We start from the raw sequence: 23,038 nt of genomic DNA, 5'->3' as shown, positions 1-23,038 counted from the left end.
AGCAAGCCTAAACACTGGAGGAATTCTCCCTACTCGACAAATGAGAAGGTGGGGAGGCTCAATTTTCTCTGACCAACACTACCGGTGCTAACGAGCGTAGAGACGCGCACATCTTCGCCCGTTCGGATTAAGCGGGCGGAAGATGGTCAAAGTTTGAATACGCAAGGGCTGTTTCCGGCAGGGGAAGGGGCTGGATATGCGGGCGGAATTCTTTCGGCGGGGATTGATGGGATTCGGACGGCGGAAGCGGTAGTGCTGAATCTATTAGGGAAGTGATCGGAGTTTGAATTTTACAGACCAGCACGGTAGCAGCGAACTCAATGGCGCGGGCTTCGTTCCACCAAGGCGAGGCTTGCCACCACTGCCAGAGGAGACGGCTCCCTTTACTAAGGTTGCAGCGCTGGCAAACGGCAGCCAAGTTAGACAAGACGTTAGCGCCCCCTTTAGACTGAGCCACAATGTGATCCAAGGTCAGAACGCGAGGCGTTCGCCCGCAGTAGGCGCAGGCTCCGCCAAATCTTTGTTTAACGACTGCTCTAAGCTTGCACTTCTGGGATTTACGACCAAGTTCTCTCAGTGGCTCCCGTGTACTCATCTTATTTGGGTCTAGTAACTTCGCCATTTTACTTGACAACACCCCAGACATCCGCAGATTGAGCCGCTGAGATCGCAGGGCTCAATCGCCCCTGTGCCGAGCGCTGCAACGCATCTGGAAAGGCCTCATGATAGGCCGCCCGCACCTGGGCATTGACCGCCATCGTTTTCAGGTCATACATCTGGGTCGCCACCTTGGGATAACACCCGATCGCAATAATCAGCCCCAGAAAACAAACCGCAATAAAAATCTCCCGGGAATTGGCATCCTTAAACTCTGCCTCCTCTGGCAAGACACAGTCCGTGCCAAAACAGTTCGCCTCTTGGTTGCCCTGGGCCTTCAAATCTAGATCATTCAGGTCACAGGCAGGCACCAGGTCACACATTTGATCAGCGCTGGCTCCATGAAACACCTGCCGTACCATCGACAGCAGATAGATCGGCGTCAGAATCAACCCCACTGCCGCCAGGAAAATGGTCACCAAGCGAAAAGCCGAACCATAGATGTCCGTTGTGGCCAAGCCGACAAAGACCTCCAGTTCTCCGACAAACCCACTCATCCCAGGCAAAGCTAAGGACGCCATTGCCCCCATGGTGAACAGGGCAAACACCGTGGGCATCGCCTGCCCCAACCCACCCAACTGATTCATCATCATCGTGCGGGTACGATCATAGGTAACGCCTGCCAAGAAAAATAACACCGACGCAATCAGCCCGTGAGACAGCATTTGCAGCATCGCCCCACTCACACCTAAATCACTATAGGAAGCAATTCCCAGCAGCACAAACCCCATGTGAGAAATTGAGGAATAGGCCAACCGCCGCTTCATATTGGTCTGTGCAAAGGAGTTCAGCGCCCCATAGACGATGTTGACCACCCCTAAAATCGCCAACACCGGTGCAAAATACACATGGGCATGCGGCAACAGTTCCAAGTTCAACCGGATCAGCCCATACCCCCCCATTTTCAGTAGCACCCCTGCCAGAATCATCGACACTGGAGAAGAAGCTTCGCCGTGGGTGTCCGCCAGCCAAGTATGAAAGGGAAAAATTGCCAATTTGACCCCAAAGGCCACCAGCAGTCCAGCATACAAAAACAATTCCAGCCCCAAGGGAAACTGCTTTAACCCTAGTTCAGCAATATCAAAGGTGAGCGTATCACCATAGAGTCCCATCCCCAGAGCTGCCACCAAAATGAAAATCGAAGCCAGGGCCGTATACATCAAGAACTTCGTCGCTGCATAGCCCCGATTTTGCCCGCCCCAAATGCAGACCAGCAGATAGACCGGCACCAGTTCCACTTCCCACATGATGAAGAATAGCATCAGGTCTTGGGCCACGAACACCCCCACCTGGGCGGCATACAGAATCAACATCAGTGCGTAGAACAGGCGCGATCGCCGATCCACCTGCCAAGCGGCAAACATTGACAGCGTCGTCACCAAGCCTGCCAACAACACCAGCGGAGCCGAAATACCATCCACCGACAGCGCCCAACTCAAGCCCAACTGCGGTAACCAAATCACCTTTTCCACCAGTTGAAATGTCGCCTGGCTCGCGTCGTAATGCCGCCAAAAGGTGTAGTACATCAGTACAAAATCAGCCATGCCAACCCCCAAAGCATACCAGCGGACAGTCTTGCCGCTTTTATTAGGGATCAAAGGAATGAACAACGCGGCTACCAACGGCAATAGCACGATCACGGTCAGCCAGGGGAACTGTTCTATCATAATAAGAATAAATACCTACCCGTTGAGTTAAGAACATCTTACGCAACTATGAGACTCACCATCTATCACTCCTTTGCTGATTTGCCATGGACTTAGCATTATGGATCTAGTGTGGAAGTTGCTCAATCCCTCTTTCTTGTGGCTCGCTTGCCGCAGCAGATATACCCCTTGCCTACCTAAGAAAGGCGATTGTGTCGCAAAAATGAGAAGGTAGGGAGGCTAAATTTTCTCTGACCTTACCCAGAATGGCATCTCAATCCCTGTTCAAAGTTAGCGGGTCGTTACTCTAACGAAGTCAGGGGCGTGATTGTGTATCCCTGCCTTGGCGTAGGGCGCTTTTCTAGGCTCTGTTTCATCATAGGGACTCCGATAACGCCAGGGTGAGCGATACACGCGCCCTCTGATTGCGTCCTATTCCCAGCTTCAGCCTCCAGGATTCCGAGCCTGGTCACTGTGGGTAGGTCTTGAGTCATTCCGAACTTGAGAAGGGAGGGCTTTCACCTCCATTGAGCTAGAGTTCAGAGCAGAGAGTGCCCTGGTTGGCTTATGGATTCAGCCAACAACGAATCGCACGAAGTGCCGCCACTTGAACAGGGATTGAGATGCCATTTTGGGTAAGGTCAGAGAAAATTGAGCCTCCCTACCTTCTCATTTTTGCGACACAACCCTCTTTGGAGTAACTGCTTAGGACGATGACCTTGATAGATACCGTTTGTCTTTAACGAGTTTTTGCGACACAACCTAGACTGCTTGCACCTTTTGAATGGCGGCTAGCTCTCGCCTCTTTATAATCCTGATAATTGAACTTTATAAGGGATTTCTTCAACGGGCAAATCATTGCAGTCCCAGTCATTATAACGAAGCTGTAACCGCTGTTCTCCTGCATATTCCACTAACGTTCCACCATACAGCTTGGCCTCAGTACCTAGACTTTGAATTCGTATTTTACCGTTGAAGACAGTAGCACGAGCGAGGTAAATCACGAGGTCATCTCGGGAAGGACGATTCACAGTGGTACTTGCGGTCAAGTGAGCTAACCCTCGCTCATCCATTTCTTGAGCTAAGGCGATAGCCGTGTTGCGAATGCCGCTAATAGCAACAATGTTGGCGGCAACGGCCATTGTGATGTCTACACCATCATCAGTCACGATGGAGTTGTTAGATAAAAATTGAAAATTGAGTTCCCCCAAGTCACTGCGAATGCGGCGATGAATTAAATTGTCGGGATGGTAATGAGTTAAGGTTCCCACAATAGCGCCACAGGCTGCACGCGGTTCTCGCCAAGGAGATTCACGGGTTTTACCGTAAATCTGTTGACCATTCTCGCGTAATCGCCCAACATGAGTTTTGAGGTCGATCGCCACCAGAGAAAGCGATTGAGGATTGCCTGCATACACTCGTCGTTTTAAGGATTCGTCTAACTCATGAGCCACGGTGACATGGGCTAAGGTCGCCCCATTGTCCGTGCCTCCACCTGCTGGGAAAAAAGCTTCTAACTTGAGTTCTCCAATTTCAGAGAGAGTCGCAAATCGAGAGGCGACGACATCACGATAGCGTTTGGTCGCCTCGCCTTGATGGATGCGATCACCACAGTTGGTATACGCCAAGGTGGTCACAACGCTGGGTAAGGTCATGTCAGCCCCGCTGGTGTTCATGTCTGTAGGGCTAGAGACAGCAAGTTGAAGTTCATCTCGCAAGATTTGCAGCCCTTTGATGAGCGTGTAGCGATCTCGGACAATTTCATTCAGATAATTATGGTAGGCATTGCGCTCCATTCCAAAACTGGCGGAGAGCCGCCAACATTTTTCGACCCGTGCTTCGGTAGGGGCAGCATCAAAGGGTAAAGACATAAGTTGGCAAGACGGATCATGAATGCTGGATGAGATATTTCAAACTATACAGACCATCTCACATAACCTCTAGTGCAGCTGATTGACCGCAACTGATCATGATGCTGCGAGGTTCTCAATAGCCGAGAAGAAACGTTTTTTGAAGATGGATGTAGGCCGTTCGCTTTATATAACCAAAAGCACGATGAAATTTTGGCTCTGGCAAAGAAGGACTGTTGACACTGAATGCCCCGTCTACGTTGATTGGATCAATGTTTAGGCTGGTTCTAACCACGTCAATTATTGATCTCGTGATTTGATCACTTCCAAAGAACGTTTGATGGGGTAGCTACGATTGTGCCAGTTGAGGGTGTCTCAAAATCCGCCATTTAGTTGTCTCACAAACGCTCCTTCTTCTAACTCTCCTCTTGTTTAGCTGAGATCATCCGTTTCCGTACAGTTAGGAGTGTCAATCAACTCGTTCATTAATCTGTGTTCCAAATAGAATTATTTGAATGAGTTTTGAAACTGAGGAGCACAATTTTGCCCTCCTCACCCCCCATCAAATCAGGCTGTAATACAAGGGCGTTACAACATCTGGACTATTTGTGTACTACAGTTGTAGATCCTTAAAAGTTGCGATTTGACTCGGCAGAGCTATCTCATTCCGAGATTGTTTGTCTCAAAATCAAGCAGGACTAGAATCGGTTCTACAGTTGTACTTATCAAAAGTGATTTCTTGACGCTTTAACAGATGACCTAAAAAGCTTGAAGTCCTCTTAAGGAGCCGCTTTCACTAGTCCTAATAGCCTTGAGCTATAGCAGCATCAGCCTTGCTTTCTGCATCTCACGCATTTTTGTTCCCATTCCTAATTTGGGGTTTGAGGCTCAGTGGAACGAAAAATCCCATTCTCAATAGGGAGGATTTTCGTTCAATAAGCGCGTCAAAACTGGGGAAATTCTAGGGAGCTGGCCGTTGTCAACGAACGAGCAAGGCTTTCAGCCCTTACATGGACTTTTTGTATTTAGTCCATGTAGAGTGGCGATCACATCGTTATCAATCGTGATCGACATGAAGACAGATCGACATGGGCAAGCCAAGATTCTGACTTCCGATGAGATTCAGAGATTATTTGAGACGGGCTTCACTTGCGATCGAGATCGGGCATTGTTTGGTATCTGCCTGTACACTGCTTGCCGCATTAATGAAGCCTGCACCCTACTCGCTACCGATGTCTATGACGCGAGGGGCGCGAGAGCAAAAATCACCATCCGCAAGGGCAACACCAAAGGACAGCAAGACACGCGCCAAGTGGCGACTCATTCAGTGCTGTCTGCTTACCTCAATGTCTACCGGGGGCAAGACAAAGAGCATTTATTTCCTGGTCGGCACGGGAAAGGGCATCTTCACCCCACATCGGCGGATGCTATTTCTGCGGGAGGCGTGCGACAAGATAGGACTGGAAGGAGTTAGCACCCACAGCATGAGACGGACGGCTCTCACTGTGATGCACCGCGCTGGCATCCCTTTAGGGGTGTTGCAGAAAATATCAGGGCATCGCAGCTTACAGGCACTTCAAAAATATCTAGAAGTCTCAGAGGAGCAAGTTGAACTGGCGATCTCCTCGCTCAGGTTTTAACTCAATCCCCTACCTGTAGCGACCTGCAATCATAAAGCGTTAAACCTGCAATCATCGCGTTTTCAAACCAGGAATAGTTGCAACTATAAATTGACCTGAACCAGGATTAACTGTAACTGACAGCAGGCAAGAAAACGACCGTTTTCCTTGTGTCGGGCTTTTCGCCGCAATGAGGTCTTGATCAGCACGAGAAAACTCATCAAGAAATCAAAATCAGGTTACAGGGTCAGCTCTAAGTTTTCTAACCCAGCGAAACCGTAACTTTCTGCATGAATACGCCCGCTGGCCCTAATAGTATTGCTTGATCTCACTTTTGGTTGACGGCAGTCCTGTAACCGTAAAGGGCTACTGAGAAAGAATACTCACCGAAGCGTAAGCCATTTTGCCATTCTGAAGAAAGTCATGTTGCACTCAACAGTTGGGCAGCTTCTCGCAATCGTTCTACATCGCGCATCGGTGGCGTACCAAAGAGCCGCTTGTACTCTCGGTTAAAGTGCGAGGCATCGTCATACCCCACACGGTAAGCAGCACTGCTAGCATCAAGGTTTTCTCCCAGCATCAGACGGCGAGCTTCTTGGAGCCGCAGTTGCTTCTGGAACTGCAAGGGACTCATGGCCGTGACCGACTTGAAGTGATGATGGAAGCCCGAAACACTCATGCCCAACTCGCGGGCGATGCTTTCAATACTAAGCGGCTGGTTAAAGTCTTTGCGGAGGCGATCGACGGCTCTGGCGATGTGGTGGGTATAGCCACCCAGAACGGCAATCTGGCGCAGCCGATTCCCTTGTGTTCCCATCAGCAGCCGGTAAATGATTTCCCGCTTAATCAAGGGTGCCAGTATAGGTGCTTCAGTAGGGGAATTGAGCAGTCTGACGAGTCGGACTACCGCATCTAACAGATTGGCATCCAATGGGCTGACGTTGATCGCTTTGACATTGGCACCCCGTTGATCTGAGGGATAGCCTGCCTCAACCATGACTGAGCTGACTAAGGTGGGGTCAAGATCGAGGCGCAGGCTCAAGTGAGGTTTTTCCGGAGTGGCTTCTAGAATTTGACTGGCAATCGGCAGTTCGACTGTTGCCAGCAGATAATGCATTGGATCGTACTGATAGCGATCGCTACCCAAAAGCACTTCTTTGCTGCCCTGAGCAATCACACAAAAGGCAGGGATCGAGATGCTATGAAGGCATTCCGAAGGGGAGGAGATGCGATAGAAGTGTAATCCTTTCAGTGGCTCGATCGTCCCATCCTGGTGAATCGCTTGGGCAATCCGCTCCGTCAGTTCATCCCGGTTGGCTTGCGCTCTGTCTGCCTCGCGCGTTGCCTGCGGGTCGTTGATTAGAGCCACATCCAACGTTTCAATGGTTTTAGCAACGTTCATTTCAAATTTTGCAGGATTGTACAACGATCTTAGACGATCGTTCTATGGTTTGCTCTATAGAGTCCCTAAAATAGAGCTAAAGCAATGAAAGGTGACTCCGGCTGCTTCTAAGCATCTAGACTTTTATTCAAGAGAAACCTCAGTTTTGATTGGGCAAACGATGCGCCTACCTGATCACCAAACCGGCAAGGCGCACCTTGCTGCTTAAAAATTTCATCCCTATTGATAGAGAAATGATCAGTGCCCAATTTCTACGATTGGGCCAACCAGAGGCATTAAGTAATGGACATCAAACGCGGTGGCTCGCAGCCTTCCACCAAAGGACCGGCTGAGTATTTTACTGGCACGGTTCGCATTGACCCCCTGTTCCAAGCCAACGATCCAGCACGCACGGCGGGAGCCAGCGTCACGTTTGAGCCAGGTGCTCGGACAGCATGGCACACTCACCCGTTAGGACAAACCCTGATCGTCACGGCTGGCTGCGGTCTGGTACAACGCTGGGGTGAAGCGATCGAGCAAATTCGACCGGGGGATGTGATCTGGTTTTCGCCGGGTGAGAAGCATTGGCACGGTGCTACCCCACTACAGCGATGACGCACATCGCCATTCAAGAGGCGCTCGACGGTAAGCCTGTAGACTGGCTGGAACAGATCAGCGACGAGCAATACGCAGGAAGATCTTAATGCTTTTGAAATGTCCCATCAAAGGGAGAAACTGGCAGAAGAGAATGCTGATTGGGGTTCTTACCCTGGTGATGTCTCTGAGTTACTCAGCCTGCCGTGCCGACAATAGGATGCCTGGCAGTGCCTCGTCGAAGCTGCCAACTGAACGATCAACCCAGCAGGCAAACAGTATGAAGATCAACATCAAGGTCGGAGACAAAACCGTTACAGCCACGTTGATCGACAACCCAACCACACGAGATTTTGTTTCCCTGCTGCCGTTAACGCTGACGATGAACGATTTGTTTGGCAGAGAAAAGTTTGCTCACCTTCCGAGAGCGATTTCGCAGGAGGGAGAGCGAACCAAAACCTATGAAGTTGGAGACATCATTTACTGGTCTCCCGGTCCTGATGTAGCTATTTATTATCGCCACGACGGTCAAGCAATCCCTGACCCCGGCATCATCACGATCGGCAAGATCAATGCTGTCTTAGGGGCATTTAACGAAACATTCAATGTCCCTGGGTCTATCAACGTGACGATAGAGCGAATTCAGTAGAAACGTTAAAGGAGATAGAAATGAAATTTCTTGCAACAACGATCATGTCATTTTCCCTGCTTACGTTGGCGCTTGCTCAGGCGGGTCGGACACAAGTCTCATCGGACAATCGCACACGGACAGTAGAGATCACTCGGAACGGTTCGCAGCCTTCCACCAGAGGGCCAGCCGAAAACTTTACAGGTTCCGTCCGCATTGACCCCCTATTCTCAGCACAAAGTCCAGCTCGCGCGGGTGGTGCCAGTGTCACTTTTGAGCCTGGTGCGCGGACAGCGTGGCATACCCATCCACCGGGACAGACTTTGATTGTGACGGCTGGGTCTGGTTATGTGCAGCAATGGAGCGGACAAATTCAGGAAATCAGACCTGGTGATGTCGTCCGAATTCCACCCGGTGTAAAACACTGGCACGGGGCTACAGCCACCACAGCCATGACGCACATCGCCCTTCAGGAACAGCTCAATGGCAGGGTCGTGGGCTGGATGGCACCGGTCAGCGACGAGCAATATCAGACACCAAACGTAAACCAGTAGGAGCATTCATTGATACATGTATGGAGAACTCAATGAAATACCGCGTTCTAATACCAACCCTCTTGATGAGTGCGATCGGTGCAACGGCAGCAGTTGCACTTGATGAAACGCGCGCCTCTAAGATCTCCCAAGCACCCGCCCCAAAGTCCGCTGTGGTCGAGGGGGCAGACAACTTCTATAAGAGCGACAAGGTAACCATGCAAAAGGTTACGTTCAAAAACCAATACAACATGAAGGTTGCCGGGAATCTCTTCATTCCCAAAATCTTGAATCAGACCGCCAAGAATGCCGCAATCATTGTCGGGCACCCAATGGGCGCAGTCAAAGAACAAAGCTCGAATCTGTATGCTCAAAAACTGGCTGAACAGGGATTCGTCACCTTGTCCCTCGATTTGTCCTTCTGGGGCGAGAGTGAGGGACGAATCCGCAACGCTGTTTCGCCGGATATTTATGCCGAGGATTTCAGTGCTGCGGTTGATTTTCTGGGCACCCAGGCATTCGTTGACAGGGACAGAATTGGCGTTCTTGGAATTTGCGGCAGCGGCAGCTTCGTCATTAGTGCCGCCAAGATTGATCCGCGTCTGAAGGCGATCGCGACGGTCAGCATGTACGACATGGGTGCGGTCAACCGTAACGGGCTGAGGCATTCTACGACTCTCGAACAGAGAAAGAAAGTCATCGCAGAGGCGGCTGAGCAACGCTATACGGAGTTCACAGGTGGCGAGACCCAATACACAAGCGGGACCGTGCATGAACTGAATGAGAACTCCACCGCTATTGAGCGTGAGTTCTATGACTTCTACCGTACTCCTAGGGGCGAATACACCTCCAAAGGGTCGTCGCCGAAACTGACAACGCACCCGACACTGACCAGCAACGTCAAATTCATGAACTTTTACCCGTTCGACGACATTGAGGCAATTTCGCCTCGTCCCATGCTGTTCATCACGGGTGACAATGCGCATTCTAGGGAGTTTAGCGAAGATGCCTACAAGCGCGCAGCCGAGCCAAAGGAACTCTACATCGTTCCAAACGCGGGACATGTCGATTTGTACGATCGGGTGAATTTGATCCCGTGGGACAAGCTTCAGTCCTTTTTCAATCAGCATCTCAGTCGGTAAGCGAGCAATTAGCAGGAGAAAATATGTCAACACAATCGAATGAAAACTTTGCTGGCAAGGTCGCTTTTGTAACTGGAGCCGCGAGCGGCATCGGTCGAGCGACGGCACTGGCGTTTGCCCGTGAGGGTGCCAGCGTGTCGGTTGCTGATGTTTCAGAACCGGGCAATCAAGAAACGGCTCGCATGATTGAAGAACTGGGCGGACACGCGATCGCCGTCAAGTGCGATGTGACGTGGTCTGAGGACGTGAAGGCGGCCCTAGATAAGACTGTTGAGGCCTTCGGGCGGCTGGACTTTGCCTTCAACAACGCGGGCATCGAGCCGAAGAAGGCGGCTCCGACTGCGGAGTACGAGGAGGAGGAGTGGAACCGGATTATCGACATCGACCTGCGCGGCGTTTTCCTGTGCATGAAGCACGAGATCCCGCTGATTCTCGAGCAGGGACGTGGCGCGATCGTCAACACGTCTTCGGGTGCGGGCATCATCGGTATCAAGGGTAGCCCCGCGTACACCGCCGCGAAACATGGGGTGATCGGACCGACCAAGGCAGCGGCGCTCGACTATGCGTCGCAAAACATTCGCGTCAACGCCGTCTGTCCCGGCTATATCGACACCCCCATGATGGGTCGCTTCACTGGCGGTACGGACGAAGGGCGCGCGAAGGTGGTTGCGGAGGAGCCGGTTGGTCGGATGGGCAAGCCCGAAGAGATCGCCGAGGCTGTCCTCTGGCTGTGCTCGGACGCGGCTGCCTTCATCGTTGGGCATGCCATGGTCATCGATGGCGGTCAGACGGTGCAATGATGTTCGTCGCCAACCTGATCAAACTAAACGCACGACAACAAAGCATTGCTCATGATCTGGATGGAACAGGTCAGCGACAGCAGTATCAGACACCAAAGATAAACAACTAGGAGCATCTCATGTACAACACGAAAGCTTACTCCGCAGTCAGTGCAACATCACCATTGGCATCTGACACGATCGCTCGGCGTGATCCAACCGAACACGATGTGCAGATTGAAATTCTCTTTTGTGGCATCTGCCATTCCGACCTCCATTCAGTGCGGAACGAGTGGAGCGATTTCATGTCCACAACTTACCCGATCGTGCCCGGTCATGAGATCGTCGGACAGGTCACTCAAGTCGGCACGGCAGTGACGAAGTTCAAGACTGGCGATCGAGTGGGAGTTGGCTGTATGGTTGATTCGGATGATACCTGTCCCAATTGCAAAGCTGGCCTTGAGCAGTTTTGCCAGAATGTCACCTTCACCTACAACTCCCCAGACAAGCATAAGACCGCTCCGGTTACCTATGGTGGCTACTCCAACAGCATTGTTGTCGATCAACGCTTTGTGCTGCGCGTTCCCCCAAACCTTGATCTGGCTGGAGTTGCACCGCTTCTGTGTGCAGGCATCACCACGTATTCGCCACTCCGTCATTGGGGCGTCACAGAGGGTAAGAAAGTCGGCGTGGTCGGTCTAGGTGGGCTGGGGCACATGGGCGTGAAGCTGGCTCATGCGATGGGAGCGCACGTTGTCGTCTTTACCACGTCCCCCGACAAGAAAGAAGACGCGCTGCGCCTGGGTGCTGATGAAGTGGTCGTCTCCCGCAACAGCGATGAAATGCAGAAGCACGCGGGTAGCTTCGACTTCATCCTCGACACGGTCTCTGCCAAGCATGACATTAACGCCTATCTCAATCTACTCAAACTCGATGGCAACATCACCCTGGTTGGCGCACCCGAAAAACCTCTGGAGGTCGCAGCCTTCAGCCTGATCATGGGTCGCCGTAATCTCTCTGGCTCTAACATCGGTGGCATTGCCGAAACCCAGGAAATGCTTGACTTTTGCGGGGAACATAACATCACCGCCGATGTTGAAGTCATCCCGATCCAGAAGGTCAACGAAGCGTATGAAAGACTGCTCAAGTCGGATGTGAAGTACCGCTTCTCGATCGATATGGCATCCCTGAAATCTGAATAATCTACCCGCTGCATGCAAGATATTTTCATTCAATACATTTGCCTGATCTTGATCATTCTCGGACTGGTCATGATTGCGAATAAGCTGCGACTGGCTTACCCGATCGTGCTGGTATTGGGTGGACTTGCACTGAGTTTCGTCGCTCCGTTTTCAAAGATCACCATTAACCCAGAGCTAGTTTTCCTGATTTTTCTTCCCCCCCTGCTGTATGAAGCGGCGTGGCAAGGGTCGTGGAAAGAATTCTGGAAATGGCGAGGGCTGATTATCGGGTTTGCGTTTCCGATCGTCATCTTCACGTCATGCGTAATTGCAGTCGTCTCCAGTGCGCTCATTCCCGGTTTTACGCTAGCGATGGGCTTCCTTTTGGGGGGCATTATCTCCCCGCCTGATGCCGTTTCCGCGACGACGATCATGCGGCGGGTCAATGTGCCAAAATCGCTCGTCAGTCTGATTGAAGGCGAAAGCTTGCTTAACGATGTCTCGTCGTTGATCGTGTTTCGGTTCGCGTTGGCGGCAGTGCTCACCAGACAGTTTCAATTTCAAGCCGCAGCCGTCAACTTTGGTTTCGTGATTTTAGCGGGAGTTGCGATCGGTCTAGTTGTGGGATTGATTTTCTATGGCATTCATCGGTTATTATCGACAACGTCCAGCATCGAAATTGTTTTAACCCTGGTGACGCCTTACTGCATGTATTATGCGGCTGAACACTTTCACGGGTCAGGCGTGCTAGCAGTCGTTAGCGGTGGCTTGCTTTTATCCAGTAAGCGCGATCGCTTGCTGAGTTACCAGAGCCGGATTGAAGGCATCAATGTCTGGACGAATCTGGTCTTTGTCTTGAACGGATTGATTTTTTTGCTGATCGGACTCGAATTGCCGTTTGTCGTCCGGCAGCTTGGAAACATTAGTTTGGGCAGTGCCATTTGGTATGGATTGATCGTCGCGATCGTGCTGATCGGAACACGGCTACTTTGCACCCTAGGAACGTCTGTTTTGATGCGAGTCATGAGCCGGTTTATCACGGTGTCAGACCCGAATCCAGGCTGGAAAGGTCCACTAATTTTTGGTTGGGTGGGAATGCGCGGTGTGGTATCGCTGGCATCTGCACTGTCCATCCCGCTACTGACTCCAGCCGGACAGCCATTTCCCTACCGTGAGCTTATTCTCTTCATCACGTTTATCGTCATTCTCATCACCCTGGTTTTTCAAGGATTAACGCTGCCCTGGCTAATCCGCACCGTCAACCTCAGAGATCGGTTTACCCTCATCCCTGAGTCCCAGCAGGAGCTGATCATTCAAAAGAAATTAGCGCAGGCTTCGCTTCAATTCCTGCAAGAAAAATACAGTGGCGAGCGGGCGCGAAACGAACATCTGGATAATCTGTTCTCTAAGCTCGAAATTAATCTAAAGTTTTTCGATCGCCAACTCGAAGAATCAAACTTTACCTGGCAAAACTCAATAAAAGGCTATCAATCGATTTACCTGGAAGTGTTGGAGCGACGACGAGAGTTACTGAACAACATGAATCGCCATGCCGAGTTTGATGAAGCGTTGCTCAGAAAGTATTTTTTATTGACCGACTTGGAAGAATTCAGAGTTCGGAAGATCGGTGCACAAGAATCCGGTACCGAGTGAGAAGCAATGATCAATGGCAACCAATATCAGTTCTACATCAAAGGGAAAAAACAATGCAAACGCGCAAACTTGGCAACAGCAACTTAGAAGTCTCCGCGAGCAGCTTCGCTGTGCCGAAGGCAACGGGCTGTCGCGTATCTACGCCGCGATTTGTCAAGTGATACCCCAAAGTTGGACGAGTTCATTCTCGCCGCTGAACGGTTTCCCGCTGTCGTGTCGCCTGATGTCATCGATAGTGATAAATCTGGGCGATCGCTTGATGCTGCCGTCGCCAGCGTGACCACGACAGCACTTGCTGCACACTGGGCGTTTACTGCCAGACTAACTGCCACAGCAATCGTCGCACTTCTAAAATCGTCAAGGGCAAGCACGGCGCTACGGAAGTCGAGGATTGAACCTGAGAACGCGCGGTGAGATTTCGCCGCTGATTGCCTTCTGCCTGCGCTGCTCGCACCCGAATCACATTCAACACGGCATGAGCACAGATCGCCAAGGTGATATGCCGATACCATCCCGTCCAGGTTCGGACTTCGTATTCGTCGAGTCCGACCGCTCCTTTGCCGTCTTCAAATCCGGTTTCGATTTTCCAGCGGCAGCCCGCCGCCCGTACCGCTGCTTCTAGTCGCGTCCTGTCTGGCGCATACACACTGTAGTAGTCCAACTTATCTGGAGCCGCCATGCGCCGTCGTACCAGCACATGGCGGCTCCATCCAGCAGAGCCACCGTTCACTCGCATCCGAATCCATTCATACTCCCGTGCGCCTTTGGAACCCTTGCCACAACTGAGTCGTTTCCACTCCTCGGCGGGTCAACTGGCGGCTAATTCATCGACTCGACACTGCAATCGATCCACTCGGACTCGTTCATGACGCGGTATCGCGAACACGTAGGCTTGGTGCCGTTCCTCTAACCACCGTCGCAGTCCGTGATCAATCGCGTACAGTTCATCCGCTGTGACCCATTCCACACTCACCCCAGCTTCAAACGCTCGTTCTAGCATCCGCAGTCCTAGCTGCACCTTCGTCGCAAACGCCACGTCGCTCGGCACTTGCGCTTGGGTGCGGCGCTCCTCATCCTTCGCCCACACGTTCGGCAGATATAATTCGCGATCAATAAACGTGGCACTCTGGCGGCTGGCATACATCAAAAATACGCCGATTTGACAATTCTCGATTTGCCCGGTGGTGCCTGTGTATTGCCGTTGCACCCCCACCGACTGCTGGCCCCCTTTGACAAATCCCGTGTCATCGAGAATCAGCACACCTTTGGGATCGCTCAGATGCTCTAGGACATATGCCCGCAAATCATCCCGCACCAGATCGGCATCCCATTTGGCTCGTCCCACGAGATGTTGAAATCCATACGGCGTAGCAGCGCCCATTGCTTCTGACAGTTGCCAGCAGTTCTTGCGGTTCAGCGTTCCGAGTAATCCTTGGAGATACCCTTTGGCATTCTCTCTGGCTTCGCTTCGGGCAAAGCGAACTCCAATGCGAGCCGTGAAGCGATCTAGTTCTTGTGACCAACCGATAATGGTTTGATGCTCAGTCTCAAGTGAGACAGGATGGATTGTGTTTGGAGGGCTAAGCTTCATCTGAGGTGCGTTCAAATGACCACTCCAAAAGCCTATCGCCTCTCGATTTGATGATCTACAACTGTATAGTTGTGGCCTAGCTTCCGTACTACAACTGCTTTGAAATCCGCATTCTCTCGTGGATTATAGTGCAATCCTTTATTCCAACGCGAAACGGCTGAAATGTCTCCAGTGAGAAAGGTTGAGCCATTTTCGCCGCGCTGGAACTTGTATGCTGAGAGAGTGTGGTAGACCGACTGGGACCGGGTTGAAAAGACCGTGCAGAAGCCTGGGTTGCCGCACACTCTAACTGCCTTGAACTCGAACACTGCCTTCGGCTCACGCGGAGCGTGTCCGCCTGGAACGCTGATTCCGCATCGTGCAAGTTTGAGTCCTCAGCTAGAGCAGCCGTTTTTGGACAAATTGATATGACTCAATCCCAACTCTGGATCGGCATCGATGTTGCCAAAGACCATCTCGATATCTATATTCGCCCCAGTGCTGAACTGTTTCAAGTGCCCAACACAGAGGCAGGCATTGCCCAGTTAGTGCAACGACTTGAACCACTGCACCCGACATTGATCGTGATGGAAGCGACTGGAGGATTAGAAATTCCGGCAGCCGTCGCCTTCAGTCGTGCTCAACTGCCAGTCGCGGTCGTCAATCCACGCCAAGTGCGAGACTTTGCTAAAGCGACTGGGAAACGTGCTAAAACCGATGCCCTCGATGCCGCAGTCCTAGCTCATTTTGCCCAAGCAATTCAACCGAATGTGAGTGCGATCGCAGATGAAGACACTCAGCAGATGGAAGAGCTTGTTGCTCGTCGTCGCCAGATTGTCGAGATGCTGACGGCTGAAAAGAATCGCTTAGGCACGGTGCGCGGCTCCACCCGGCAAGACATCGAGTAACATATTGAGTAGTTAGAAAAGCGGCTGGCAGACCTCGAAGCCAAGCTCCAGCAGGCGATTGAGCAAAGTCCGCTGTGGCTAAAGCAGGTGAAATTGCTCAAGAGTGTTCCTGGCGTTGGAGCAGTGACCTCCACCACCCTCCTCGTGAACTTACCAGAGCTAGGCAGCCTCAGCCACAAGCAAATTAGCAGCTTGGTCGGAGTCGCTCCGATCAATCATGACAGTGGTAAGCATCGCGGCAAACAGTTCATTTGGGGCGGACGAGCGCAAGTTCGTGCCGTGTTGTACATGGCAGCCTTGACTGCAACCCAATGCAATCCGGTAATCAAAGCATTCTATGAGCGACTGTGCCAGAGTGGAAAGCCGAAGAAAGTTGCGCTCACTGCCTGTATGCACAAGCTGTTAGTGATTCTGAATGCGATGGTGAAGAATGGCGCTTCCTGGCAACCAAATTGCGTTGAGCAGGCTTGACGTTTAACACAATCGCTTCTGCGGATCGAGCAGGAGACTGTACAAAAAACAGCTTTGATAACTCAACCACTCTACACTCAGAGTGCACAAGTTCTTCAAAGACTGAAAGCTCAAGTTAACTCGGGAGTGACAAACCGGTTTGTTCCTCTCTTCTTTCCAACCTCACTGACTGAGCGATTCACGTTGCCTCAATTCACTCATCTCAACCTTGATTTCAAATGCAATGTGGATGATAAACATAGCTGAAGCGATCGTGGCACAATTGGGAATCCTACCCGCATAAACAGTTGGGAATGAACACGAAATCACAATCCTAGCTTCAGACAGCATTTGTCGCCATGAGCGATGAGACTGCTTTTACCAATACCTCCGGTTCAATCGGCTTCGAGAGGTGCATTTGAAATCCTGCGGCTAAGGCTTGTTGCTGATTGACCTCCCCAGCATAAGCAGTCAGAGCGATCGCTTTGAGGGTGCCTCCTTGCTCCGGTGACCACTTTCTAATTTGCTGAATCAGGGAGTAACCATTGATTTTTGGCATACCAATATCGCATAACAGGAGGTCGGGAACCGATTGATTTAAGAGAAACAGTGTCTCTGCTGCCGAACTGGCTGTTGTCACTTGTGCACCTGCTTGGGTCAAGATGAATGACGCCAACTCGCGCATATCCGCGTCATCGTCCACCACCAAGACGCAAATCCCGGTCAAATCTACCGCAGCTTCTGCATTCTCAATCTCCGAAGTGAGTGCCTGCTCCATCTGGTTTAACGGCAGACGAACGACAAAGGTTGCGCCTAGATTGGGTCCTAGGCTCTCTGCCCAAACGCTTCCTCCATGCAGTTCCACCAACTGACGTACGATCGCTAGCCCCAATCCCAACCCCCCAAATTGTCGGGTGATGCCGCCGTCTTCCTGGCGGAAGTAATCAAATACGTGAGGGAGAAACTCTGGATGAATGCCTTTTCCCGTATCTTTAACTTGAATTTGAGCATTTGTGCCAACCTGCTCTAAGCACACCTCGACTCGCCCGCCAGACGGCGTGAACTTCACAGCATTCGACAGGAGATTCCAAACGACCTGTTGCAGGCGGTTTGTGTCGCCCAAAATGCTTCCTGAAAGGGAATTTAGGGTAGTTTGAATGCGAAGCTGTTTTGCTTCAGCCGCCAAGCGGACGGTTTCTAAAGCAGCTTCAATCGTGGCAGCTAGATTGACGGGCGCAATGGTTAAAGACATTTTTCCCTGCAAGATGCGGGAGACATCCAGCAAGTCTTCAATTAACTGCGCTTGCAGTTCGGCATTGCGTTTGATCGTTTCCAACGCTTGATCGGTTTTGGTCGCGTCTAAGCGTTTAGTGCGTAACAGTCTTGTCCAACCGAGAATTGGATTTAGGGGCGTTCGCAGTTCATGGGACAAGACTGCTAGAAACTCATCTTTGATCCGGTTAGCGGCTTCTGCTTTGGTTCGGTCACGTTGGGCTGCTTGATAAAGTTGGGCATTGTCGATCGCCAACGAGGCCCGACGCGCCAATTCTTCTGCCAATTGCAAATCTGCTGGAGTGTATCGTCTTGCAGATTCGGCAGCGATAAAGGAAATGACTCCCATAATTCGTGCCTGAGTTCTCAACGGTACGGTCATGACGGAACTGAATCCCACCTGCCGTAGAATCTCTAGATGCTCAGGGTCACAGGCAGCCTGCACCAGCAGTTCATCGGGGATTTCTGAAACGAAATCCGGTTGTCCAGTTCTTAGGGTTAATGCTGCTCCGCGAGCGGCATTCGGGTCTAATGGGTACTTGTCACGAATCTGATGTGCCCATTCCAGCTTGGTAGGATCAACGTGCGCTACCGCAATCTGATCGATGGTGCCATCCTCCTCAATCATATGAACCGTACACCAGTCGGCTAATTCTGGCACAGTGAGTTGGGCAACTCGCTCTAAGGTCGTTTGGTAATCCAGAGAAGATGCCAGCACCGTCCCGGCTTCAGAAAGGAACTGTTGAGTGCGCTCTAGCCTAACGCGTTCCGTGACATCGACTACATAAATCAGGACGCTTTCTACCTGGTGATTGGAGTTGACAGTCGGCAAATAGTAAACGTTGTAGTAACCAGGGCGACGATCGCTGCGTCCCGGCACATTCACCGCAAAGTTCTGCGAAATGAAGGGATCTCCAGTCGAGTAAATTTGGCGAAAGACTTCGACTAATTTGGGCTCGGATTGACTAAACAGATCTGAAATTGAACAGCCTAAGTGTTGTTCACGGGATAATCCGTTAATTTCAGCTAATGCCTCATTAATGGCAGTGAAGCGCTGCTGGGCATCTAATAAAGCGAGTCCAATCGGAGATGTTTCAAACACAGCTGCCAGTTGCTGTTGGGCAGCTTCTGCTTGGGAGCGGGCAATGCGTTCACGCTCTAATAGTTGTTCTCGCTCCTGCTCCGCTTGCTTGCGCTCCGTGACATCCAACACCAACGACAATACCGAAGTCATTCGTCCCGATTTGTCTCTGAGACTGGAGTTATACCACTCGCAATGCACAACGTCGCGATCTTTTGTGTAATTGCGGTTAGATGAGAAAATATGCGGTTCCTCACCATAAACCAACCGCTGACAGACGTCCGCAACAGGTTCCAGGTCTTCTTCAAAGACAAACGGGATTTCAGTTAAAGATTTACCCAGTATTTCTTCAGCTTTCCAACCCAAAATGCGCTCTGCACCAGCAGACCATCGAATGGCTCGAAAGTCATGGTCCCATTCCACAACTGCCATCGGTGTGTTTTCAACATGGAAATTGAGCTTTTGTAGAGTTTGATGCAATGTTTCTTCTGCTTGCTTGCGCTCTGTAATGTCAATCACAACGCCAATGGAATGCTTAGGCTGTCCTTGAGCATCATAAGAAAACTGCCCTCTAGCTTCGACCCAGTGAACCGAGCCATCCGCCCAACGCAGGCGATATTCGTGATGGTACTCGGTTCGCTCCTGAATTGCTCGTTGCAGCTTTGTCTCCGTTTCTGCCAAGTCGTCCGGATGAACCCGACTTATCCAAAGTTCGTAGCTTGGCTTATCTTCATCCGGCTGTAGACCCAGAATGGTGAAATGCCCTACTGACCAGAGGAGCGTTCCTGTTTGCATATTCCAGTCCCAGGTGCCCATCCGTCCCACGTTAAGCGCAAGTTGCAGGTGGGCTTCCCTTTCTCGTAATTCTGCTTCTGCTCGCGATCGCTCCACCGCCAGCCAAGTTTTTTCAGCAATGCGCTCCAGCAACCCCACATCTTCTGCTGTCCACTGACGAGGAGCGACATGGTGCAAGACTAACAATGCCTCAAATCGTCCTGCTTTGACGAGGGGGACACACAGCAGCGATTTAGTCTGAATCGCATCAAAAGCTGCTGCCCCTGATCCAGCCGTGCGAGGATCGCGATCAACATCCTCAACCACAACGGTTTTGCCCTGCTTCAGTGCTGCAATGATGTCTGGACCAAAGGAATTCATGTGGTGGATACCCGCAACGCTGATGACACCATTGCAGTAGTCGCGATCTACAATGACGTATTCCCGGGTTGGATCAATTTCACCGTAGGTACAGCGAGTGACATTGAAATGTTGTCCAGTGGAACTAACCACTTGCCACATAATTTCTTCAGAGTTTTGAAGGGCACGAATGGCCTCATTCAATTCGATCAAGAACTGTTGTTGTCTTTCTTTGCGCTGAAGTTCTTGGAGTAAGACTTCCGCTTGCTCACGAGCTTGGACTTGGGCAGTGACCTCAATGCCATGAATCAAGATGCTGTCAATGCAACCATCAATGTCTCTGAGCGGTAGAAACACAAGATTGAAAAAGCCTTCAACGAGATTGCCATCCCTATTCGGATCCCAACGAGATAAGCATTCATCTTCTCGAATAATTTCCCCAGTCTGATAGACCCGATCGTAAATCTCAAAATATTCCTGGCTTTCTATTTCGGGGAATACTTCGCGTGCCGTCTTATCAAGAATGTCTTCGGAACGTCCAGACACGGTGAGAAACTTAGAGTTCGCCAGTTCAAAGACGTGATCAGGACCCGACAGCACGGCAAACATGGCAGGCACTTGCATCAGAATGTCTCGCAGCCGCTGACGTTCCTTTTCAACCAATCGACGGCTCTTCTGTTCCTGCTCTAGCAGGCGAGCGCGTTCAGCTTCGATTTGCTTGCGCTCCGTAATATTGACCGAAACGCCCAGCATTCGCGTGGCGTGTTCAGCCTCATCGAGATAGACGCGTCCCTGACTTTTCAGCCACAGTATCGTGCCATCGGGGCTCATCACTCGGTATTCCTGAGAAAAGGCGTGGTCACCCGTAATCGCTTGTTCCATCGCTTGCCTGACTAGGGGTCGATCATCGGGATAGATCACCGCACGAAATGCTTCTGCGGTACCCACGTGCATGCCCAAAATCTTCAGCGCGTTTGGAGAACATACCACTTGATTGGTTTCAAAATCGATGTCCCAAGCAATCATTTCGGCAGACGTAAGGGCAAGCTGTAAGCGTTCTTCGGTCTGCCGCAGGCTTTCTTCAATCTGTTTGAGGCGAGTTACATCCTGAAACATCCCAATGCCAATGGCGGGATGTCCATGCATGGCTGGCAAGGTTTCTCCCCAGCATAGGGTTGAGCGAATGCCACCAGGCGTATACCAGTTCATTTCATAGTTTTCTAACCGTTCTCCCCGAGCAATTAGAACGGCGGGCATTCTTTCGGTTGGGATGCGATCGCCGTTCGCGTCGGTACAGTAATAAGCGTCGGTATATTCATCTAAGGATTTGTCTTTCGGTAAGTCACCCCCTGCTAATTCATTCGCAATTCGGTTGGAAAAAGTAACTCGTGCGGTTTCGGGTTCGATAAATACGGTTGGCGTTGGCATTAGATTCAGCACTGCTTCCAACCATTTCTGCTGATTTTCCAATGCTTCCGTTTGCTGCCTCAGTAGCGTTTCAGTCTGCTTGCGCTCCGTAATATCTTGAAACACCGCGACGGTCGCTAGAATTCGCTCCTGCTTATCTAAGATTGGGCTTGAATTGACTGAAATAACGGTATAACTGCCATCTTCCTGACGTAGCTCCATTTCCTCCCGGATAACGATTTCACCCGTTCTGAGCGATCTCATTAGGGGGTACTCATCCGGTGCGTAAATCTGTCCATTCGGGCGAAATGCTTCAAACGGGGTAAGGCGTACATAGTCCTCTAGCTCGCGGGTCTCTTCAAAGTCATATTTGACAATTTGTTTGGCTTGTTCGTTTGCGAGCACCAACTTGCCAGAAATGGCATCTGCGATGAAAACTCCTGCAGGCATCTGGTGCAGAACTGCTTCAAATTTTGCCCTTTCCGTTTCCAACGCTTGGAGTAATTTTTCCCGTTCCGCCTCTGCTTGCTTGCGTTCTGTCACATTGCGAAAATAAACGGCGATCCCTTCGACAGAAGGATAAGCATTGACTTCCAGCCAGCATTGAATGGAGCTCCCAAATTCTTCCCATGTCACCGGAACTTGTTCTGCCAAAGCTTGATGCATCGCTTGATAGGCGACTCCACCTACAAGTTCAGGAAAAACGTCGTTCCAAACGTGTTTACCCAGCAATTCCTCAGGGGTTTTGTGCAAAATTTGAGCAGCTGCCTCATTGACATAGGTGTAGTGCCAGTCCCGATCAAAGGCAACAAAAGAATCGGTGATACTTTCCAGAATGATTGCTACTTTGCGTTCAGCCGTTTGGGCGCTCGTATTTACCGCCTGTTCTAACCGTGTCTCTAACTCCTGTTTTTGATGTTGTAGAGCTGCAATTTCCTGCTGTTGCTCAAGAATTTGGTTTTGAATCAACGCCACTTGAGCATCTGCTCCAGTAGATTCGTTAGGATGCTCCGCTTCAAGATGGCGAGCAAAGTGTTCAATCACTTCAGAGCGAGAAATTCCCCGTTTGTGTGCCTCCTTGTCGAGCGATCGCCAGGCTGTATTGGTAAGCGAGATGCTAATGCGTTGTTTGGTTTCTGAATCCCAATTTTGAACAAACTTACCTGTGGCGTCGCGCTTCATATAAAGAATTAACCGTATGCGTAAACGGAACACCTTATTAAATCTGAGTTGCTCTCTCCTATATATCTTCCCTAAGAGTGAAGATTTCCACCTTATCTAAACTCAAGGGGCTGTGCTGCAAAAAATTATAGAGTAAGCATCTATGCGCTGCTCAAAGCGGCAAATCAGCACCTCTTGAAGGAGATTACAATCTACTCCTCAAAAAAGGTTAAGTAAATCTAGAGGATAGCCGCATAACAATCCCAATGGATCGGAACAATTCAGTTTGATTCGGTTAATTATAGTAGAAGTGACTATGTCCGGTGATTGCGAACGTGGTCATGTTCTAGACCTGTGGAATCAGGAATAATGGAGGAGCCAGTTTCAAACTA

At 50.8% G+C, this 23,038-nt stretch carries 16 protein-coding genes and 2 pseudogenes; 12 read left to right on the top strand and 6 right to left on the bottom strand.

Annotation, left to right across the window (positions count from 1 at the left end; genetic code table 11):
• Nucleotides 1-127 precede the first annotated feature (127 nt).
• From AC5I6P_RS13300 to AC5I6P_RS13290, 3 genes are all read right to left on the bottom strand, one after another.
• Nucleotides 128-622, bottom strand: coding sequence for an HNH endonuclease (locus AC5I6P_RS13300; RefSeq protein WP_495694247.1), 495 nt, complete (start codon nt 620-622; stop codon nt 128-130).
• A gap of 1 nt (nt 623) precedes the next feature.
• Nucleotides 624-2,324: an NAD(P)H-quinone oxidoreductase subunit 4 gene (locus tag AC5I6P_RS13295; RefSeq protein ID WP_495694246.1), complete on the bottom strand. Its 1,701-nt coding sequence runs from the start codon at nt 2,322-2,324 to the stop codon at nt 624-626.
• 785 nt (nt 2,325-3,109) lie between these two features.
• Nucleotides 3,110-4,174 carry a hypothetical protein gene (locus AC5I6P_RS13290; RefSeq protein WP_495694245.1) on the bottom strand — a complete coding sequence of 355 codons (1,065 nt, stop codon included), beginning with the start codon at nt 4,172-4,174 and terminating at the stop codon, nt 3,110-3,112.
• A gap of 1,051 nt (nt 4,175-5,225) precedes the next feature.
• Here AC5I6P_RS13290 and AC5I6P_RS13285 point away from each other — a divergent pair.
• Together AC5I6P_RS13285 and AC5I6P_RS13280 are read left to right on the top strand one after the other, a co-directional pair.
• The gene (locus AC5I6P_RS13285) at nt 5,226-5,627 is read left to right on the top strand and encodes a tyrosine-type recombinase/integrase (protein WP_495694244.1); all 402 of its coding nucleotides are present in this window, start codon (nt 5,226-5,228) and stop codon (nt 5,625-5,627) included.
• A gap of 10 nt (nt 5,628-5,637) precedes the next feature.
• Nucleotides 5,638-5,793, top strand: coding sequence for a tyrosine-type recombinase/integrase (locus AC5I6P_RS13280; RefSeq protein ID WP_495694243.1), 156 nt, complete (start codon nt 5,638-5,640; stop codon nt 5,791-5,793).
• 400 nt (nt 5,794-6,193) lie between these two features.
• On the opposite strand, the gene AC5I6P_RS13275 is transcribed toward AC5I6P_RS13280, so the two are convergent.
• Nucleotides 6,194-7,174 (bottom strand): AraC family transcriptional regulator, encoded by a 981-nt coding sequence (locus AC5I6P_RS13275; protein WP_495694242.1) that lies wholly within the window; start codon nt 7,172-7,174, stop codon nt 6,194-6,196.
• Between the two features lie 282 nt (nt 7,175-7,456).
• On the opposite strand from AC5I6P_RS13275, the gene AC5I6P_RS13270 reads away from it, so the two are divergent.
• From AC5I6P_RS13270 to AC5I6P_RS13235, 8 genes are all read left to right on the top strand, one after another.
• Entirely contained in the window at nt 7,457-7,768 is a 312-nt protein-coding gene (locus AC5I6P_RS13270) for a (R)-mandelonitrile lyase (RefSeq protein ID WP_495694241.1), read from the top strand.
• Nucleotides 7,769-8,027: 259 nt separating this feature from the next.
• Entirely contained in the window at nt 8,028-8,396 is a 369-nt protein-coding gene (locus tag AC5I6P_RS13265; RefSeq protein WP_495694240.1) for a cyclophilin-like fold protein, read from the top strand.
• A 20-nt stretch (nt 8,397-8,416) separates the two neighbouring features.
• Nucleotides 8,417-8,929, top strand: a complete 513-nt coding sequence (locus tag AC5I6P_RS13260; RefSeq protein WP_495694239.1) for a (R)-mandelonitrile lyase — start codon at nt 8,417-8,419, stop codon at nt 8,927-8,929.
• 32 nt (nt 8,930-8,961) lie between these two features.
• Nucleotides 8,962-10,050 (top strand): alpha/beta hydrolase, encoded by a 1,089-nt coding sequence (locus AC5I6P_RS13255; protein WP_495694238.1) that lies wholly within the window; start codon nt 8,962-8,964, stop codon nt 10,048-10,050.
• A gap of 23 nt (nt 10,051-10,073) precedes the next feature.
• Complete coding sequence (locus AC5I6P_RS13250) at nt 10,074-10,850, top strand: SDR family oxidoreductase (RefSeq protein WP_495694237.1); 777 nt, start codon at nt 10,074-10,076, stop codon at nt 10,848-10,850.
• 119 nt (nt 10,851-10,969) lie between these two features.
• Nucleotides 10,970-12,031 carry an NAD(P)-dependent alcohol dehydrogenase gene (locus tag AC5I6P_RS13245; protein ID WP_495694236.1) on the top strand — a complete coding sequence of 354 codons (1,062 nt, stop codon included), beginning with the start codon at nt 10,970-10,972 and terminating at the stop codon, nt 12,029-12,031.
• A 12-nt stretch (nt 12,032-12,043) separates the two neighbouring features.
• Nucleotides 12,044-13,663, top strand: coding sequence for a Na+/H+ antiporter (locus tag AC5I6P_RS13240; RefSeq protein WP_495694235.1), 1,620 nt, complete (start codon nt 12,044-12,046; stop codon nt 13,661-13,663).
• A 13-nt stretch (nt 13,664-13,676) separates the two neighbouring features.
• The gene (locus AC5I6P_RS13235) at nt 13,677-13,943 is read left to right on the top strand and encodes a hypothetical protein (protein WP_495694234.1); all 267 of its coding nucleotides are present in this window, start codon (nt 13,677-13,679) and stop codon (nt 13,941-13,943) included.
• Nucleotides 13,944-13,973: 30 nt separating this feature from the next.
• On the opposite strand, the pseudogene AC5I6P_RS13230 reads toward AC5I6P_RS13235, so the two are convergent.
• Nucleotides 13,974-15,194 (bottom strand): annotated as a pseudogene (locus AC5I6P_RS13230) (IS701 family transposase).
• A 318-nt stretch (nt 15,195-15,512) separates the two neighbouring features.
• Here AC5I6P_RS13230 and AC5I6P_RS13225 point away from each other — a divergent pair.
• Nucleotides 15,513-15,665: a hypothetical protein gene (locus AC5I6P_RS13225; RefSeq protein WP_495694233.1), complete on the top strand. Its 153-nt coding sequence runs from the start codon at nt 15,513-15,515 to the stop codon at nt 15,663-15,665.
• A pseudogene (locus AC5I6P_RS13220) lies at nt 15,662-16,612 on the top strand (IS110 family RNA-guided transposase). Before AC5I6P_RS13225 ends, AC5I6P_RS13220 begins: the two are co-directional and overlap by 4 nt.
• 319 nt (nt 16,613-16,931) lie before the next feature.
• Here AC5I6P_RS13220 and AC5I6P_RS13215 read toward each other — a convergent pair.
• Nucleotides 16,932-22,667 carry a PAS domain S-box protein gene (locus AC5I6P_RS13215; RefSeq protein WP_495694232.1) on the bottom strand — a complete coding sequence of 1,912 codons (5,736 nt, stop codon included), beginning with the start codon at nt 22,665-22,667 and terminating at the stop codon, nt 16,932-16,934.
• Nucleotides 22,668-23,038 lie beyond the last annotated feature (371 nt).

The organism is Myxacorys sp. (genome assembly GCF_059501405.1).
This window is presented reverse-complemented; position numbering and strand designations above follow the sequence as displayed.